The sequence below is a fragment of the Ruegeria sp. YTSA072 genome, from assembly GCF_059610285.1.
On sequence record NZ_JBXWNI010000026.1, the window covers coordinates 1 to 16,055 of the forward strand.

General features: G+C 53.2%; 14 protein-coding genes. 6 read left to right on the plus strand and 8 right to left on the minus strand.

Annotated features, from left to right (window positions below; genetic code table 11):
- The first annotated feature begins 82 nt into the window (after positions 1–82).
- The 4 genes from AC2FIB_RS22000 to AC2FIB_RS22015 are packed head-to-tail and all read left to right on the plus strand — an operon-like array spanning position 83 to position 3,782.
- Positions 83–307, plus strand: a complete 225-nt coding sequence (locus AC2FIB_RS22000) for a hypothetical protein (protein ID WP_496842717.1) — start codon at positions 83–85, stop codon at positions 305–307.
- A complete protein-coding gene (locus tag AC2FIB_RS22005) occupies positions 289–1,020 on the plus strand; it encodes a Mu transposase C-terminal domain-containing protein (protein WP_496842718.1) in 732 nt (243 codons plus the stop codon). The genes AC2FIB_RS22000 and AC2FIB_RS22005 overlap by 19 nt, the downstream gene beginning before the upstream one ends.
- Positions 1,001–1,981: a TniB family NTP-binding protein gene (locus tag AC2FIB_RS22010; protein WP_170790470.1), complete on the plus strand. Its 981-nt coding sequence runs from the start codon at positions 1,001–1,003 to the stop codon at positions 1,979–1,981. The genes AC2FIB_RS22005 and AC2FIB_RS22010 overlap by 20 nt, the downstream gene beginning before the upstream one ends.
- The gene (locus AC2FIB_RS22015; protein WP_496842719.1) at positions 1,953–3,782 is read left to right on the plus strand and encodes a TniQ family protein; all 1,830 of its coding nucleotides are present in this window, start codon (positions 1,953–1,955) and stop codon (positions 3,780–3,782) included. The genes AC2FIB_RS22010 and AC2FIB_RS22015 overlap by 29 nt, the downstream gene beginning before the upstream one ends.
- Here the strand turns inward: AC2FIB_RS22015 and AC2FIB_RS22020 are convergent.
- The 4 genes from AC2FIB_RS22020 to AC2FIB_RS22035 all read right to left on the minus strand — a co-directional run bounded on the left by AC2FIB_RS22020 (position 3,779) and on the right by AC2FIB_RS22035 (position 10,189).
- Positions 3,779–7,147: a DEAD/DEAH box helicase family protein gene (locus AC2FIB_RS22020; RefSeq protein ID WP_496838091.1), complete on the minus strand. Its 3,369-nt coding sequence runs from the start codon at positions 7,145–7,147 to the stop codon at positions 3,779–3,781. The genes AC2FIB_RS22015 and AC2FIB_RS22020 overlap by 4 nt on opposite strands.
- Positions 7,148–7,555: 408 nt before the next feature.
- A complete protein-coding gene (locus AC2FIB_RS22025) occupies positions 7,556–8,467 on the minus strand; it encodes a PhzF family phenazine biosynthesis protein (protein ID WP_496737885.1) in 912 nt (303 codons plus the stop codon).
- Positions 8,468–8,521: 54 nt separating this feature from the next.
- The gene (locus AC2FIB_RS22030) at positions 8,522–9,502 is read right to left on the minus strand and encodes an alpha/beta fold hydrolase (RefSeq protein WP_281995597.1); all 981 of its coding nucleotides are present in this window, start codon (positions 9,500–9,502) and stop codon (positions 8,522–8,524) included.
- Positions 9,503–9,562: 60 nt separating this feature from the next.
- Entirely contained in the window at positions 9,563–10,189 is a 627-nt protein-coding gene (locus AC2FIB_RS22035) for a pyridoxamine 5'-phosphate oxidase family protein (protein ID WP_281995598.1), read from the minus strand.
- Positions 10,190–10,271: 82 nt separating this feature from the next.
- Here AC2FIB_RS22035 and AC2FIB_RS22040 point away from each other — a divergent pair, with 82 nt between their 5' ends.
- Positions 10,272–11,237, plus strand: coding sequence for a LysR family transcriptional regulator (locus tag AC2FIB_RS22040; protein WP_496705829.1), 966 nt, complete (start codon positions 10,272–10,274; stop codon positions 11,235–11,237).
- A gap of 19 nt (positions 11,238–11,256) precedes the next feature.
- On the opposite strand, the gene AC2FIB_RS22045 is transcribed toward AC2FIB_RS22040, so the two are convergent.
- The 4 genes from AC2FIB_RS22045 to AC2FIB_RS22060 form a co-directional block, all read right to left on the minus strand.
- Complete coding sequence (locus AC2FIB_RS22045; RefSeq protein ID WP_496737883.1) at positions 11,257–11,826, minus strand: carboxymuconolactone decarboxylase family protein; 570 nt, start codon at positions 11,824–11,826, stop codon at positions 11,257–11,259.
- 137 nt (positions 11,827–11,963) lie between these two features.
- Complete coding sequence (locus AC2FIB_RS22050) at positions 11,964–12,449, minus strand: YHS domain-containing (seleno)protein (protein WP_170790462.1); 486 nt, start codon at positions 12,447–12,449, stop codon at positions 11,964–11,966.
- A gap of 48 nt (positions 12,450–12,497) precedes the next feature.
- Positions 12,498–13,364, minus strand: a complete 867-nt coding sequence (locus AC2FIB_RS22055; RefSeq protein ID WP_058282012.1) for a cysteine hydrolase family protein — start codon at positions 13,362–13,364, stop codon at positions 12,498–12,500.
- 161 nt (positions 13,365–13,525) lie between these two features.
- Positions 13,526–14,536 (minus strand): AraC family transcriptional regulator, encoded by a 1,011-nt coding sequence (locus tag AC2FIB_RS22060; protein WP_496705825.1) that lies wholly within the window; start codon positions 14,534–14,536, stop codon positions 13,526–13,528.
- Between the two features lie 194 nt (positions 14,537–14,730).
- Between AC2FIB_RS22060 and AC2FIB_RS22065 the strand changes: the two genes are divergently transcribed.
- Positions 14,731–15,603, plus strand: coding sequence for a bile acid:sodium symporter family protein (locus AC2FIB_RS22065; protein ID WP_496705823.1), 873 nt, complete (start codon positions 14,731–14,733; stop codon positions 15,601–15,603).
- Positions 15,604–16,055 lie beyond the last annotated feature (452 nt).

The window sequence follows — 16,055 nt, forward strand, 5'->3', positions numbered from 1 at the left end:
GAAACCATCATCCCGATGGATCAGAGGCCGATGATGCACTAACAATCAACTTGGACCAGTCAGATGAGGCTGCTCAGTTGTAATGGATCAGGGTTCAGAGAACGTGGGCGAACCCATCGATGCTTTTATCGAAGTTGCTGGTGTCCATGGCCATTGGGCGCAACCTCGAAAACCCCAGGAAAAGCCGTTTATCGAAAACTTGTTCGGGGCAGTTCGAAGCAAAGTCAGCCAGCTTCCGGGTGCGACTAAGTCAAAGCATATCCCGACCGGGATCGAACCAAAAAAGCAATGGATGAAGCCCGTCTGACGCTAAGAGTGTTCAATTCAATAATGCAACGCTGGCGCTACGACGAATATGGAAGAACTCCGAGGAGAAAAGTCCAAGACATCTTTAAACGGGGTGAAACACCTAGCGCCGCTTGGGACAGATTGGCAGATGAACACATAGTGCCAGAACCCCCGTCTTTGGACGAGCATCACGCAGCGCTGATGATCCAATCCGAATCTCGAACTCTGTGGCACTACGGTATCGAATTCGAGAGTATGCAATACAACTCTGAAGACTTGGCAAGGCTGTACCGACGACTAGGCCCGCGCCAGCGAGTTGAAATACGCTATGCTCCACTTGATGCTAGGGAAATTTTGGTCGTGGATCCGCATACAGGCGAGTTGGTGCGCGCGTCCAACAAAGCAAAAGACTTGGCAGCACTTTCTTATCGTGAGCTAAGAGAATGCCGGTCACCCAAGGCGAAACACAACGGACCAATCAAAACGGCTTTGGAGATCCACAAAGATATCCAAGCGCGCAGGACGTATAAGCAGGGCAAAAAAACTAAACTGCAAAGGAACCGCTCTGCGGAAATCGACAAGTTGCGGGCCGCTGATATGCAGAACAGAAGTTTGAAAGAACCACAACTAATTGACCAAATACGGTCAGAGGTTGGTCACAACAAGCTCGCAGTTACGAGATCAAAGAACTTGCCAAGGGTCGAAAGAAAAGATGCTGGACCAAACAACTAGTAGAGCTCTGCAAGGTGCATTCATCCGACATAGCCGCCACGAATGGGCTGTCTCGGAGATAAAACGTCTTTTGAATATTGCAGCAACCGAGGGTGGACGGATCATACCAATCTTGGGGCCGACGAGATGTGGAAAGACAGAACTGACAAAGGACTTGAAGGCACAAGTTGAAAATGACCGCCACGGCCCAAGTGCTATTCTGGTATCTTCAGATGTCATTCTGGGCCGACTTGCGCCACGGCCTTCCGAGCGGGATTATTACGGTTCCTGCTTGCGAAGCATGGGCTTTGACTTCGTAGAACGAGAGCGACCTGCCCAAATTCGAGAACGTCTCTTTCGGCTCGTAGCTGAGCACGGCATTCAAACAATCATTATCGACGAAGTGAACCATTGCGCCGAAACTCTGACTAGGCACTCGCGTCGACAAGCCGCTGATCACTTCAAGACTATTGTTGATGAAACCTCAGTCACTCTGATTTTAGCTGGGTTGCCAATGTTCGAAGCGGTTATGGACAGCAACGAGCAGTTTGCGGGACGCTGTTTGAACACCATTCGAATGAACCCCTATTGGTGGAGCGTTGAGGCTGATCGTATCGCGTTCTGCGATGCAATCTTTGCTGCCTTCTATTGTCTTGAGGAGTCCGGCATCCTTTTGGAGTTTGACCAAGACGATATGGTACGGCGATTGTACGGTGTTTCCGGCGGACGTGTGCCAGTGGCGTTGGAAGTGCTGCGCGCGCCCCTGGCATTGGGTGCCCAAAATTCACAATACAGCACCAAAACGATTGCCAGGGCAGCGACGGATTCAGGCCTGGAGCGAGATCCGTATCAGTCGTTTTTTCAAGAAGAACCACCATCGGATACTGAGCTGATCAGGTCATACATCAGAGTCATGGCAGATGCTGGTCTCGAAGTAGAGCCTATGACGTCGCATGAGCTTGCGATTATGCGAGGTGTATGAGGTGCCGGGTTTGTTTGCAGTACCACCATTGAAAGGCGAGAGCCTTATCGGATACTTGCGTCGTCTAGCCCATGTAAATGGATACAGAGATGTCTCTGAATTTTTGACACGGTTCCGGCGGAAGTATGGGCGAATTCTAGTCGAGAACATCGAGCACTTTGAGCAAGAGATGGGCTTAGAGAAAGGTTTGTTGGTTACTATCTCCCCTTCTGCCAAACCTGAGTCACCCAGCTTAAACTGGCGTTTCGAGCGGCATCATAGCGATCCGATTTGCCCTTCATGTCTTGCCGATGGCTTACCCTTTCAACAAACTTGGCGTCATTACTTGGTGACAGCCTGTCACCATCACAAAACGCGTCTTCAAGATGTTTGCCCTGTCTGCAAAACCACATTGCGTCCGACGTCCGGCGGCTTTGATAAATGCAGATGTGGCTTTAGCTACTCCAATTTCCCACGGGTGGCAGCAAAGGACCACGAAGTGATCATCTCCGCCTTGATTGCGGGAGATTCAACGGTTGGCAAGCGGTTTCTTGACCTTGCAGGAGGGCGTCAGGTCCCAAAAGACATTGGCGCTTTTATTAATTTCCTAGCGAGTGGTTTCGCTCAGAACCGCACGGGCAAGTCTGGGAAAACACAAACACCCAAAAGCGTTGCAGATTCGTTGGAACTGATTGAGCCGTTGGCAACTGTATTTGACCATTGGCCAAATGGGTTCGAAGAACACGTTCGAGGGTTGATACTGGCAGGAAATTCAGAATCCAACTCTGTGCCGTCCATGCTCGGAAGCTGGTATCAAAGACTTATGAAGTTCGAAGATGATGCGTACGAGCCTTTCAGAGATGCAGTGTCGCGTGCTGCTTCAACCGAATTCAAGGGAACCTACCTGGGAAAGCTAACGCCGTTGCAAGCTCGGGAATGGGTCTCGGCTAAACAAGCGGCCAAGGAACTGGGAATTTCTGCACAGCGCTTGGTGGCTGAGGTTCAGTCAGGTCAAATTGCCGGAAAGCAAGCCCGTAGCGGGTATGGGCACCGGCATACGATGATTCCACGCTTCGAAATTTCGAACATCTATCTGGATAGGAAGCGGTACTGGGATGGGTTGCAGGCCAGAGACTACCTTGGTGTTACAAGAAAGCAAATTGATCTGCTTCGCGCGTCAGAATTGATCCACGAGGTTGCTGCTGAATACCGTCCTCCACTTGTTGATGGCTGCATTGACGGTGAAAGCCTAAAAGAGCTCACAACAAACATTCGAAACTGCACTAAAGTTCAAGCGGGAGAAACTATTCCGTTCAATCAGCTCAACCTGAGGCGCACAACTGATCGAGCTGCTTTGATGCATGTTCTTCAGAAAATCTCCACAGGCGTTATCAAACCTGTTGTTGCGGAAGAAAACATGCGACTTGGTGAGTTTCATTTTTCAGTTTCCGACATCGACCGCGAACTTGGGACGCAGCGGTTGTCAAAAGACTGGACCGCAAATGATGTCGCAAAGTTGACGGGTTGGAAGGCTCAGGCGGTGACACATTGGTGCAAGCTGGGCCTGCTCGGATCACGCAAAGTTCCGCATGGCCCAAGCGAGTCTTTCTTGGTCAGACCGCAGCAGCTTGCGATCTTTCAAAGCGAGTACTTGCCGGTAGGTACACTGGCTAGGTCAAGAGGAACTACGTCCCGAAAACTCCTGTCTGATTTTGAGAGCAAAGGGATTGAGACCCATGGTGCGCAAATGGAAGGTAAGACGACGCGAGGACACTTGGTAAAACTGAGTGATCTGGCTTCGCTGCTGTCTGAGGCCGCCTAGTGCTCACCTGCACCATCCGAAAAGAACACCACTGAAATGCGCTGTCCAATTGCCGGTTCGTGGTCGCGTGAAACCTGCTCAGCTTCCTCGATGACCCGGACCATCTTTTCATGGATCTCAGCGGACGCCTGATGATCGCTTTCGAGCTTTTCCAGGATAACCTGAAGCGCGATGTACCCCTTGGGAAGATCCTCATAGGCGAAGCTGTCACGCACTTCGTGTTTCGCTTGTTCCCAGAAGGGATCAAGCTCACGGCTCCACGCCTCGCACACCATTTCAACGGCCGGCAGTGACAGATGGCCAAACCTCTCTTGATCACTGAGTTCGACGCCACCTTTGCGTCCCATGAACTCGGCGCAAGCTTTCATGAGGCTCTCAACGCGCGCCGGGCGCAAGTCCCACTCGGTCAGCTTGCCGATCTGCTCTGAAATCGTCTCTAGCGCTTCAGAGAGATCTTCCAGTGCCATGTGGGCGTGTTCCATGCCAAGGCTTCTGGTCCGTTCGTATGCAGTCTCCAGAGATTGCACGCAGGCTAGCTGGTCGCGTTCCAATATCAGGCCTGGCGCAGTATCCTTTAGAAGCAGCAGGCGAGGCGGAAAGAAGCTATTGCTCTTGCTAAGTCCTTTGAGATGTAGGGCCGTGAATTTCTCACGGGCCGATAGGAGCGCCAACTCGGCGCCCCAGGTTCCCTGGATTTTGGCTTTGTCGATGAGTTTGTAGCGGTCTTCGGGGATTGTTTGCTTGGTGCGTTCCAGGACGTCGTGAAAGTTGTTGTCGCGAAGCCGCCGCGGGGAGCGCAGATATTCAACAACACTATCGAGGATCAGTTCTGCGTCTTCGGTGCTTTCTTCTAGGACGGCGTCGATTAACGCCTCCCCAGCCAAAGTTTTATAGTTCTCTATGCGCTGGGCGATTTTTTCGTCAGATGCAAACTGACCTACTGGCACATCAACAAGATGGTAATTGACGACCCCAAACTCACTATCGATCCGGTCGATCCTACCCAGACCTTGGATGAGCTCTTTCAGATTCGAGGTCAGGCCAAGCAACACCAGCGTGTCTGACGACTGAAGGTTGATACCTTCAGCCATCTTGTAAGTCAGAAAAACCGATGCAGATCCTTTTGGTTCGTTCTTTCCTCCAGGCCGGAAGTAAGACTCAACGGACTTTCCCTGTTTGATGCGCTTGAAGCTGTCGGAGCCATCTCCAAAGATCGCCTTCACGGCGCGATCTTCGCCCTTGGTTTGGTTTCCCACGACATAGTTGGTGTGGTGGCCTCTGCGCGACAGCGCTTCTGCAAAAATCTCGAGTGTGTCCGTCCGTTCTGCGAGAAAGACGACCCTGCTTTTTTCATTTTGTATTCTCAGGCACGCCTCATACCGCTTCTCATCAAGCTCCTTGAGAACACTGAGACCCAGTTTTTGGTTAAGAGTGTCGCATTCCTTTGTGGGTTCAGGCGCTTCTATTCCCAGTGCGGCGAACATGTCGGACTGGTCGCGGTGGGATATCTTTTTCTTCGATTTTCCACCACGCTCAAAGTCGCGAAGCGATTTTCCAATAGCTCCATGTGACATCTCCCAATGGGCCTGGGCGGCGCTCACGCGCAGAATGTTCAAAAGGTTGCGGATGTAGAGTTGGTCCTGCGTGCTTTGTTGCGTGCTGACGTGTCCGAAGCGGCTTTTCTCTACAGCGGTCACCCGACCGCCTGGCGCAAGTTCTTTGCAGAGGGCCACAATCTCATCCAGGCGCGTTTGCTGAGGCTTTGTCACCTTCAATTTCTTCGGGCGCCCGTGGTTTTCTAGTCTTGGGTAGCTGTGTTTCTTGGGATCTTCGTCCTCGCCAATGCATCGCCTTTGTCTGCGTGTCAAAAACGGCGAAACCAACTTAGCGAGTTCGGTGCGAGCCTCTCGCGTGAGCGTCGTGTCAGGCTCTGATAGGACGGCCAGTTGCGCATCCTGGTTGAAGATATCCTTAGGAACTTGGGTTTCGCGCTCGAACAATTCACCCATGGCCTGAATGAAGTGCGGCGTCATGAAAATGGACGCCCGCTTCTCCTGCATATGGGTCAACCAGTCGACATCGCGGTTCCCGAGCAGCGTCGCCGATAGACAGACGTTCCAGCTTGGCGGGGCAAGCTCAATAGCTGAGGCCATTTGAGATGCTTGTTCAAAGCCCGGAGTAACTGTGTGGCTCTCATCGATTATCAGAATGCCAAACTGATCGAGCCTGAGCCCAGATTTTTCTTCATCGCCAGCGCCACGGAGGTGTTGTTTGGCAAGTTTGCTATTTGCGACAGGTTGGAGCGAGTTTGTCGAGTACTTGCGCCAACTGGGAATAACTTTGGGCGGGGCAATTACAGCTGCATTTTTTCGCGCAACGCCATGGACGGGAGAGCGGGGAACGACTTCTGAGAATGTTTCTGACAACGCTTCGGCCAGGTGACAGCCGATCTCTGTCTTTCCTGAACCGGTTGGCGCTTCTACAAAGGCGATCCCATGGTCATAGACGATGGAACACGCCTCATAGGTCAGGTCCTGTTGATACCCAAACAGCGTATGGCTCGTGATATCTTTTCGGTCTCCGGTGAGCCAAGGTTCGAACCCTTTTTGCTCGGAGATCGTACGCGCCATCGCATCTTCAGCGGTCACCGGTTTGATGAGCTTTTCGAGTATCTCCAGCGCTTCGGTATTCCAATCGACAGATACATCCCAAGCCTGCTCAGCGGCTTCTGTGCGTTCGACCTGAAGTTCATGAGTGCCCGCATCCAGGTCATCGGCATACTCGATGTTTCTGTAGAGCCCTGAGTAGGAAAAGTTTGCGGATCCGGCGACGGCACCTTTTGGCGAGCTGACGATTTTTGAGTGTAGCCGCCGGTCCCCGGTTATCCCTAACTTGCGTTTGGCAAGCTCCGGATCGAAGACACGCAAGTCAATTTTGCCGGTTTTGATGGCGTGTTTTGCCAGCACCGCGATAAGATCGTGATCCTCTTCCACTTGAAGCCCGGAGCGCTCCAGCCAGTAGAGTTTCATTTCTTCGGTGACTGGTTTGGGGTTGGTCAGCCTTTTGGTATTAGCCGTGTCGATCCCGAACGATATCCGGATCCGGATATCGCTGTCGTTTTCCAGATCCCTCAGTTCAGGCAACTCCTTCATCAAAATCGACAGTGAAGACAAGAAGTCCTGATACCCGGTTACAATCAGACAATCCCCAGAGGTGATATGGGGCCGATAAAGATTGATGACCGGCCGGTCGATATTGGTGCCGACCTTCGCAACCGGTTCGGCACCAAGCTCGTCTTCGGGCTTTTGATTTGCTTCGGTGAGCTGCTTTGGCTTGGAACGCAGCCAATCAGGGAGTGAAAACAATGAACAAGACTTGGATTTAGGACGCTTAGTCTAATATTGATACTGCGGGCATCGTCCTTCAAGACATCACCGAAAGAAACATTCGTTTTCCTGAAACTGTCGAAAACGCGCACCGGTTTTGTGGCAGAAAGCCGGGATATCGAGATTTAACATAAGTCGCGATTATGCAGCGTTTTCGCTCTCGTCAGCCAACCACCTGCTGCACCCGAACAACGGTCAGTCGTGAAATCTAGATCAGTTGTAGCGTTGAGCCGAGAACACAAAGTGCTTGTCCGTGCCGTAAGGTCAGCGATGCGCAGGAATCCGGACTTTGCAAAATTCAGCGGACGGCCCAATTCGGACGTGGCCCGATGGGCGTCGTTGCTGCGGTGCGGCCCGCCAAGCCAGCCATTCGCCGCGAGCGCAACGCTAGAAACTAATTCGACGCGAGCACATGACCTTGCCGAAACCACCTGCCAAGAGGCCAGAGATTGTTCCATTGTCGATTTCCAGATCGACTTTTATCAGGCTCGGACTCGCCGGGTTCATAAACACCCCTTGTTCGATTTGAAATGATCGTTGAGATGATACGACAAAGTCGTGCAATACACATGCTAAGGGCCCCGCAGCCATCCCCGTCGCGGCTTCTTCCTCAATCGCGTATCGGGGCGCAAACATGCGGGTTGTAGCGTCTCGGTCGGTCGCCGATGGGTCTCTTGTGAAGACGTAGTAGCCGATCAAATCCAGTCGTTCGCTGATTTGCGTGATTTTGGCAAAATCTGGTTTCACATTGGCAAGACCATCGGCATCAGCGAGGCCGATGACAATGAAACTGTTACCGGTATTGACTAAAACCGGTGGTATTTCCTGATCAAGATGATGTCTGTTGATCCCAAGGGAGTTCAGTACATCGTCGATGCTTACACCTTTTTCCACCCAGTCCTCTGGTATCGCGTATTTTGGGGCCAGCTGTTCCATATAGGCGGCACCCTCTTTCATTAGTATGCGCCTTGGCCCATCAACTGTCTCCTTCGAGGTGTTGGGATTGGGAATCCGGCCCAGCGCGTCAAGGTGAGAGAAGGCGGCAATTGTTGCATGACCGCAATGAGCGATGCGCCTGTTCGGTGTGAAGAAATCCAGTTTGAAGCCCTCTGTCTTGGACTGCGACACAAAGGCCGTTTCGGACAATCCAACCCTTGCCGCGACGGTTTGCATATCCTGTTCGCCCAATTCATCAGCATCCAGGACGACGCCTGCGGGATTTCCACCGGCGCCACCGTCGACAAAGCCGTGTACGATTTCAACCGTTACCTGTCTGACAGTATTTGCTTGCGTATTCATTGGTTTTCTCCATGCGTCGGCCGCACCTTTGAGCATGGTGCGGCCAGTTTTACGTCAGTTGCTGGCGGCGGTGATGCGGTTCAGAAAGGCGGTCATTTGCGCCGCAATCTCGGGCCCATATTCTTCCAGCGCGAAGTGACCCGTATCGAGCAGATGAAACTCGAGATCATTCAGATCGCGTTCATAGGGATAGGCGCCTTCGACCGGAAAGATGTGATCATTCTTACCCCACATCAGTAGCGCCGGGGGTTGATGCTTCCGAAACAGCGCTTGCCATTTTGGGTACTCGGCAACATTGGTGCCGTAGTCTAGGAAGAGTTCAAGTTGCACCTCTTGATTACCTTCGCGGTCGAGCAGGTATTGGACATGCCAATAATTGTCGGGACTGATCAGTTCCGGTTTTTTAACGCCGTGGGTGAACTGCCATTTGGTTGCATCCAGAGTGAGGAATCCACGAAGCTGGTCGCCGTTCTCTTGCGATGGCTCGGCCCAATAGGCTTTGATTGGATCCCAGAACTCGCGCAGCCCTTCCTCGTAAGCATTCCCGTTTTGAATGATGAAGCCGGTTACCCGCTCGGGCTGTTCCGCAAACATTCGGAAACCAACCGGGGCACCATAGTCCATCAAATAGACCGAGTACTGTTCGACTCCCTTCCGGTCGAGCAGCGATGTCATCATTTCGGAGATATTCGCGAAGGAATACTCGAAGCCTTCGGCCTTTGGCATCTCCGACGCTCCAAATCCGGGAAAATCGGGTGCGATCACGTGGTAGTGCTTGGCCAGTTCAGGGATAAGGTTGCGGAACATATGTGATGAGGTCGGAAAGCCGTGAAGCAGCAGGACAGTAGGTCTGTTTGGATCTCCTGCTTCACGATAGGCGATAGCGATGTCGCCGATTTCTTCCGTGCGGAAGCTGACAGCCTGCGTAGCTTCAATTCCAGTCTCTGCGGCGATTGCTGGCGCCGGTGTAAATGGCGCAGCAATGGAAAGTGCGAGAATGCTGGCGCTCAGGACGGATTTCAGATTGCGCGACATGGATGTTTCCTTTCTTCAGGTTACGGCGTGCGTTCTTGAACGCGCGGGGCTTGATATCGGTCAGTTTTGCTGACCCAGTGCCTCTTCGAGCCTTGCGTTTCGAGCTTTCAGTGCTTCCAGCTCAGTGCGAAGCGGGACGAGGTAATCTTCAAATTCTTCAAGGGTCAGGCGTTGGGGGATGTGCTGCGGGCAGTTCCAGTCCATCGCCTCAAGCTTGATCACAATCGCCCGCTCAGGATGAGCGCGATAGCCCGGCTCACTCAGGCGTTGCATCAGCGCCGGATCGGCATTGGCATCAATGAGTTTCGCCCGACCCCAGATCTTGAGGCGTCGCTGATTGGGATAATCCATCAGGATCAGCGAGATTCGGTCATTGCCCAGCAGATTCCCAGTGCTGAGATATTGCCGGTTGCCGAGGAAATCGGCGTAGGCAAGTGTCCGTTCATCCAACACTTTCAGAAAACCCGCTGGCCCACCGCGAAATTGTACATAGGGCCAGCCGGTTTCCGAGACTGTTGCCTGATAGAAGCCGTCTCTTTGCCCGATGAACCTGGCCTCGACCGGGCTGATTGAGTCCTCCTGACGCGTGCCGTCCAGAAACTTCGCGTAGCCGTTAGCTGACCCGTTTTTGGCCTGCGTTTCGCGAACGGAGGGCGTGAAGCTGATCTCTGCAAAGGGTCGTGCCATTGAATTCTCCATCTCGGCCTGGGCGATGCCCTGGGACTGAGGTGAAGTTAATTGGAGCTTTCAAGTTGCGGAATTTGGATACTTGGCAATATATTATTCAAAAATATGGAATAATATCTTGGACAGATTTCACGCGTTAAAAGTCTTTGTGAAGGTCGCCGAACTAAAAGGTTTCGCTGCTGCGGCCCGCGACCTCAACATGTCACCACCGACAGTGACCCGAATGGTTTCTATGCTTGAGGACAGCCTCGGGCTACGTCTTTTTGTACGCACAACGCGCTCAGTGATGCTGACTGATAGCGGGCAAAGGTTTTTTGAGGATGCCAGACGTATTCTGGCTGACCTTGAAGAGGCCGAGCGCGCCGCTGTCGGTTACTATGCCGAACCGACCGGGGAAATTAGTGTTACTGCATCTGTCCTGTTTGGCCGTATGTTCGTCACTCCAATTTTGGGCGAATTTCTGGATCTGTATCCAAAGCTCTCAGCGCGCACGCTCTATGTGGACCGAGTGGTCAATCTGATTGATGAGGGTCTCGACGTCGGGATCAGAATTGGCAACCTCGCTGATTCCAGTTTGATGGCTGTCAGGTGTGGTACGGTGAGGCAGGTCGCGTTTGCTTCCCGTAAATATCTTGACCAATATGGCGAACCAGATACGCCCGATGATTTATCCTGCCATGCAATCATTAATTCAACTGCCTTGAATGCATCGGCCCAATGGCATTTTCAACGGGGCAGAAAGACTGTCACCAAACGCATGAGCCCACGCATCAGCATGAACACAAATGACGCTGTGATCGAGTTGGCCTTGCAAGGTCATGGTGTCGGGCGGCTTCTGTCCTATCAAGTCGCACCCTACATTGCAGATGGGCGGCTCAAGACTGTTCTAAAGTCGTATGAACCACCCGAAGTCCCCATCCATCTTGTGCATCAAGAGGGACGAACCGTGTCTGCGAAGGTGCGCACCTTTGTTGACTTTGCTGTCGGACGTCTAAAATCAGATCCCCTTCTTGTCGGGAATCAAACACAGGTCCAAAAGCAAGATTAACAAATGGGCGGGCGTCGCGCTATTCAGCCACTGCCGCGACCGAGGCGCTCCATGCATTTGGCACAAAGGCATCATCCAACGCGGTTTCCGCCACATGGTTCGTATAGTTCGACAGGGTTTTCAACGCTGTGCCGAGGATGACTTCCAGCATAGATCGGCGTGTGTAACCAGCCGTCAGAAACGCTTCGACCTGTGCGTCGCTGGGCCAGCCTCGGCTTTCGTTGATCACGATGGCGAATTTGCGCAGTGCTTCCAATTTGGGGTCGGCGATAGGGCTGCCATCGCGTAACGCTGCGATCACGTCTTCGGGGACACCGGCCATCTGTGAAAGAGTGGTATGGGCGGCCATGCAGTACTTGCACCCGTTCAACCGGTTGTTAGTCATAAGGATGATCTGGCGCTCAGTCTCTGACAGGCTGGTCTTTCCAAAGATGTTGGAAAGTGTCGTATAGCCTTCCAAAATTGCGGGCGCTTCGGCCATGGCCGCATAAAGGTTGGGCACAAAACCATATCCTTTCAGCGATGCTTCCAGAATTGGTTTCGCGGCATCAGGGGCTGAGGCGATTGTATAGGTCTCAAAATCAGTCATGTCTGGTTTCCTTTGGGAAGAGTTTTCGACGCACGCAAATTGTCATTGCGGACAGGGCGTCTTGGAGAAATGCCGGCCTTTTGGGGAGGGGAGAGGCAGCGGTGGCTCCGACCGGCAAAAGCCACCAAATTCCTCGATCAAAGGCTGCCGACAGGCGTGTGGTGGATGTCTGCCCACTTGGCATGGGCGCCTTGGATCACGGTCTCTTTGTCCTCAAGGTACTTCTTGAAGATTTCCTCATTCACAAAGAGATAGAGCTTGTCGTCCACGATATCGGCATACCGAACATCGCCATCAAGCTTCTTGCCTACATAGACACCAAAGGCGCAGAACCCGCCGAATTGAGGCAGATGTGCCGTCGGATCCGCCTCGAATGTGGCTTTCGCTGCCTGCGACGCAAAATAGTAGTCCACTCCATCATGGGCCGATGTAAAAGTGGCGTTGCCCATTTCGGGTATTTCGGCTTCAAACATCGATACAGGATCGACGCCATGCATGCCGAGGGGCTGCCCAGTCAAGGTAAGACTGTTCGAAACGTTGTATTCATCGTCAGCCAATGCCGCCGCCGCCAGGGCGAGAGTCAACGCTGTTGTAAGCGCGGGAAATGTAAAGATGCGTGTCATGATATGTCCTTTCAGGATGCTAGGATCAAATTTGAAGATCGATTTGGGTCAGGCCGATTGGCCAATGCGCTCAACCGCGTCGTCGGTCCACCAGACGCCGTTGGCGACCATGCGGAAGTTGATGATGGCGGCGAGATACCCGTCACCTTCAGGCACCTTGGCCCCAGCTGTGGCATCGCGAACGACAGCGACTTCGTAGCCCAGCTCCAGCAGCTCGTAGAGATGCGCCTGCGTACACAGGTTCGCCGACATCCCCGCGAGGATCACCTTGTCGATCTTGCGTTTACGCAATTGCAGGTTCAGGTCATTCTGAGCAGGGCTGTAAACCTTGTGTGGCGAGCAAATGATGGTTTCGCCATCCTCGATGTACTTCTTGTATTGCGGCATCCAGTCGGCACCTGAGCCCTCGAAGTTGTCCAAATTGAGCGGTCCCAGGCGGTCAAACATGCCGATGCTGTGCATCGTCGCTTCCAGAGTGCCCTCGAACTCCCATTTGTGGTCATGTGGGTAGTAATAGTGGGGCGAGATGAAGACCGGCATCCCCGCAGCCTTGGCGGCAATGAAAAGCCGTTCGATATTGTCGACCGTGCCCTGTTCGGTCACGCTTTCGCCAACGACGCCCCACGTCACACCGTCCTCTGACAAAAAATCAATCTGGGGGTCGGTCACCACAAGCGCGGTACGCCCCGGCTCGATGGTCATGTCGATTTGGGGAAGGCCTGGATTTTCCGGGTCAGCATAGTAGGCGCGTGCTTCGTCGGTCGCGGCAAGGGCCTGCCCGCCAGCCACTATTGTTGTACCTGCCGCGGCCGCACCGGCGGCTTGTTGCAAGAGTCGCCGGCGCGCCATATCAACGCGTTCGGGCGTGACGTCGCAAGCGCAGCTTGCTCCATGTTTGTGGTCATGATTGCTCATTGCAAATTTCCTTTGTCTGAGAGGGGCAAATGGGTTTGCTTTACTCGGCAGCGCCCCAGGTGGATCTGACAAAGAAGAAGTTATGCACCACATCGATTGAGGTATCGGCCCGCCCTGCCAAGGTTTTGGCCGAACCTGCCATGTGGTCTTGAGGTGTGTGCCTAGTCGGAGGTCGCTTGCTGCCTGAATCGTGCCGGAGCCTGGCCAACCCAGCGCTTGAAGGCGCGGGTGAACGTGCTCTGTTCCGAAAACCCGGTCATAAAGGCGATCTCGGCTATGGAAGCCTTACCGTCACGGAGCAGGTCACGAGCAAGTGCAACTTGTGCCTGACCAAGAACGTCGCGATAGGTCAGCCCTTCCTCGGCCAACCTGCGGTAAAGCGTGCGCTCGCTCATTCCCATCTCTTGTGCGACATGCGCTGCTTGCGGCGCGCCGTTACTCAGGGCCGGTGTAAGCCGGTGGACAATTGCTTGGCTCAGTGAGGTGTCGTCATCGCGAGAGTTGAACTCCTCATCCAGGTGCTTCGTCATGAAATCTGACAAGCCCGGATCGCCAAGACGATTTTCGCTTTCCAGCATAGCAGGGCGCATAGCAATGGCGTTGTGGGCGCTCCCAAATCGAACCGGGCACCCGAAATATTCGGCGTAACGCTCTGGTTCTTGTCTGCATGGATGCTGAAACGTGACATATGCGAGCGACAACCCATCACCCACAAACCGATGCATGTTCCTCGCAAAGGCCGCAAGCGCGCATTCGTTGCGCAGCTCCAAGGCAGCGCGATGTGATGTTTGTCCCTCAAAAATCCAAAGGACCGGATCGCCGGTTTCATCAAGTCTGTAAACTGCGGTGTCCGTTACGAGACGAAAATAACGCTCGATCCGTTGCAAAGATTGCCGCAAGGTCGGAGCTGTCTTTACGGCTAGGCCAAGGACGCCGAGATCATCGGTCGCAATCGCGTTCGCATAGGCCTCAACCAACGCGGCCTCGTCCGCTTGTTGCGCACGAATCCAATCGATCAGATCGAAATACGCATCATCCGCCAATTGGCCGTCTTGAGCTTCTGGTAGACGCAGCACGACAGCGCCATTCGAAATCAGGGCGCCATCGTCGTTTAGCGTCATCCCGGCGGCGTTGGCCATCGCGCGGGCGAATGCGTAAGTTACACTTGCCATACAGTGAGATTAGCACTGGAAAGCTCTTTCACGCCAGATCGTCCAACCCTGTGATAGGAATAATAAATAGAGACAGCCTCGATCTTCGGGCGCTTGAGGATAAATGCGCCAAACTGATAACACTCGTCATCAGGTTTTCTGAACGGTATCGTCCGAAAGCGTGCGGAAGCATGCAGCCATAGAGGTCATGGTAGATGGGCGAAATTTTCATATCTGTGCTGCTGCCGCTCGCAGTTGTTGTCATCATGTTCTGCCTTGGCCTCGGACTCACAGCGGCTGACTTTCAACGCATCGGACGACGTCCACGGGCCTTTTGCGTCGGCGCTCTCAACCAGATCATTTTGCTGCCTTGCATCGCTTTGATGGTGACTTTTATCTTTGGGATTTCCGCTGAGGCAGCCGTTGGCATCATGATTTTAGCGGCCTGTCCGGGCGGGGCGATCAGTAACATCGTGACCAAGCTTTCGAATTGGGATGTCGCTTTGTCCGTTACTCTTACAGCAGTCTTCAGTCTGACTTGTGTCGTTACCGTACCGCTCATCCTGGGGTTTTCGATGCAGATGTTCATTGGGGCAACGGCGCCCGCTATCGACATTTCTTCGACGGCTTTAGCAATGTTTTTTTTAACAGCTTCACCGATCCTAGCCGGGGTGATCGCGCGATCCTTGGCGCCGCGAATTGTAGCTGCGGTCGAACCAATCTTTAGCAAGGTCTCTATGCTACTTTTTGCGATGGTCATCGGAGGCGCTATCATTTCAAACTGGGTGGTGGTCGCGGAAAACTACCTTAGGCTTGGACCCGCACTTTTTGTTGTAGGTGCGTCACTCACGTTTATTGGCATCATGAGTTCAGGGATGCTCGGATGCACAGACATCGAGGCGAAGACGATTTCAATTGAGACCGGCGTTCAAAACGGAGCTTTGGGAATCGCAATTGCCACTTTGCTGTTGCCTAACACCAATGGGTTAAGCGAATATGCCATACCATCCGCAATTTATAGCGTGGTCTGGATCGTAACAATGTTGCCTGTCTTCGCCCTCCTTGCGCGAAGAAGCCCAATTTCATGATCCTGACGCCTATTCTCTAGCTTTGGTTATGCGCTGAGCCAAGCCCCTTTGTTTCCATGCCAGAGCGCCGTCTGGTCAAAGAGCGATCAAGGAGCTCCAAAGCCCGTTGTGGAACGGCCGCTTTGGCGATTTTCCCTGTTGAAGGGAAGAGCTGTTGCTGCCAGTGCGGTGGATCCTGCGTCAGCGAAGGTGTAGACGCTAAGGTCAGTTTTGTCCGCAAGTCGGAATTGCAAAGTCTTGGATTAAGTGTCCGGATTGGGCTGGACCTGCCAAACATGCAAGCCGCGGAGAATGGCCGCATCGAGCCCACTTTGGCCGATGCCGCGCTGCCCGAATTACAGAAATGCGCAGAGCGCGGACTTTGCAAAATTCGAAGAACGATCATTGCGAGTCTTTGCCGAGACCTTTTGGAGCAACCGCTATTGGGAACTAGCTGGATATGCTTTTGATCT

Coding starts and splice junctions, on each gene's coding strand:
- AC2FIB_RS22000 (WP_496842717.1), top strand. CDS start 83: ATGGATCAGGGTTCAGAGAACGTGGGCGAACCCATCGATGCTTTTATC.
- AC2FIB_RS22005 (WP_496842718.1), top strand. CDS start 289: ATGGATGAAGCCCGTCTGACGCTAAGAGTGTTCAATTCAATAATGCAA.
- AC2FIB_RS22010 (WP_170790470.1), top strand. CDS start 1,001: ATGCTGGACCAAACAACTAGTAGAGCTCTGCAAGGTGCATTCATCCGA.
- AC2FIB_RS22015 (WP_496842719.1), top strand. CDS start 1,953: ATGAGCTTGCGATTATGCGAGGTGTATGAGGTGCCGGGTTTGTTTGCA.
- AC2FIB_RS22025 (WP_496737885.1), bottom strand. CDS start 8,467: ATGAATACGCAAGCAAATACTGTCAGACAGGTAACGGTTGAAATCGTA.
- AC2FIB_RS22030 (WP_281995597.1), bottom strand. CDS start 9,502: ATGTCGCGCAATCTGAAATCCGTCCTGAGCGCCAGCATTCTCGCACTT.
- AC2FIB_RS22035 (WP_281995598.1), bottom strand. CDS start 10,189: ATGGCACGACCCTTTGCAGAGATCAGCTTCACGCCCTCCGTTCGCGAA.
- AC2FIB_RS22045 (WP_496737883.1), bottom strand. CDS start 11,826: ATGACTGATTTTGAGACCTATACAATCGCCTCAGCCCCTGATGCCGCG.
- AC2FIB_RS22050 (WP_170790462.1), bottom strand. CDS start 12,449: ATGACACGCATCTTTACATTTCCCGCGCTTACAACAGCGTTGACTCTC.
- AC2FIB_RS22055 (WP_058282012.1), bottom strand. CDS start 13,364: ATGAGCAATCATGACCACAAACATGGAGCAAGCTGCGCTTGCGACGTC.
- AC2FIB_RS22060 (WP_496705825.1), bottom strand. CDS start 14,536: ATGGCAAGTGTAACTTACGCATTCGCCCGCGCGATGGCCAACGCCGCC.
- AC2FIB_RS22065 (WP_496705823.1), top strand. CDS start 14,731: ATGGGCGAAATTTTCATATCTGTGCTGCTGCCGCTCGCAGTTGTTGTC.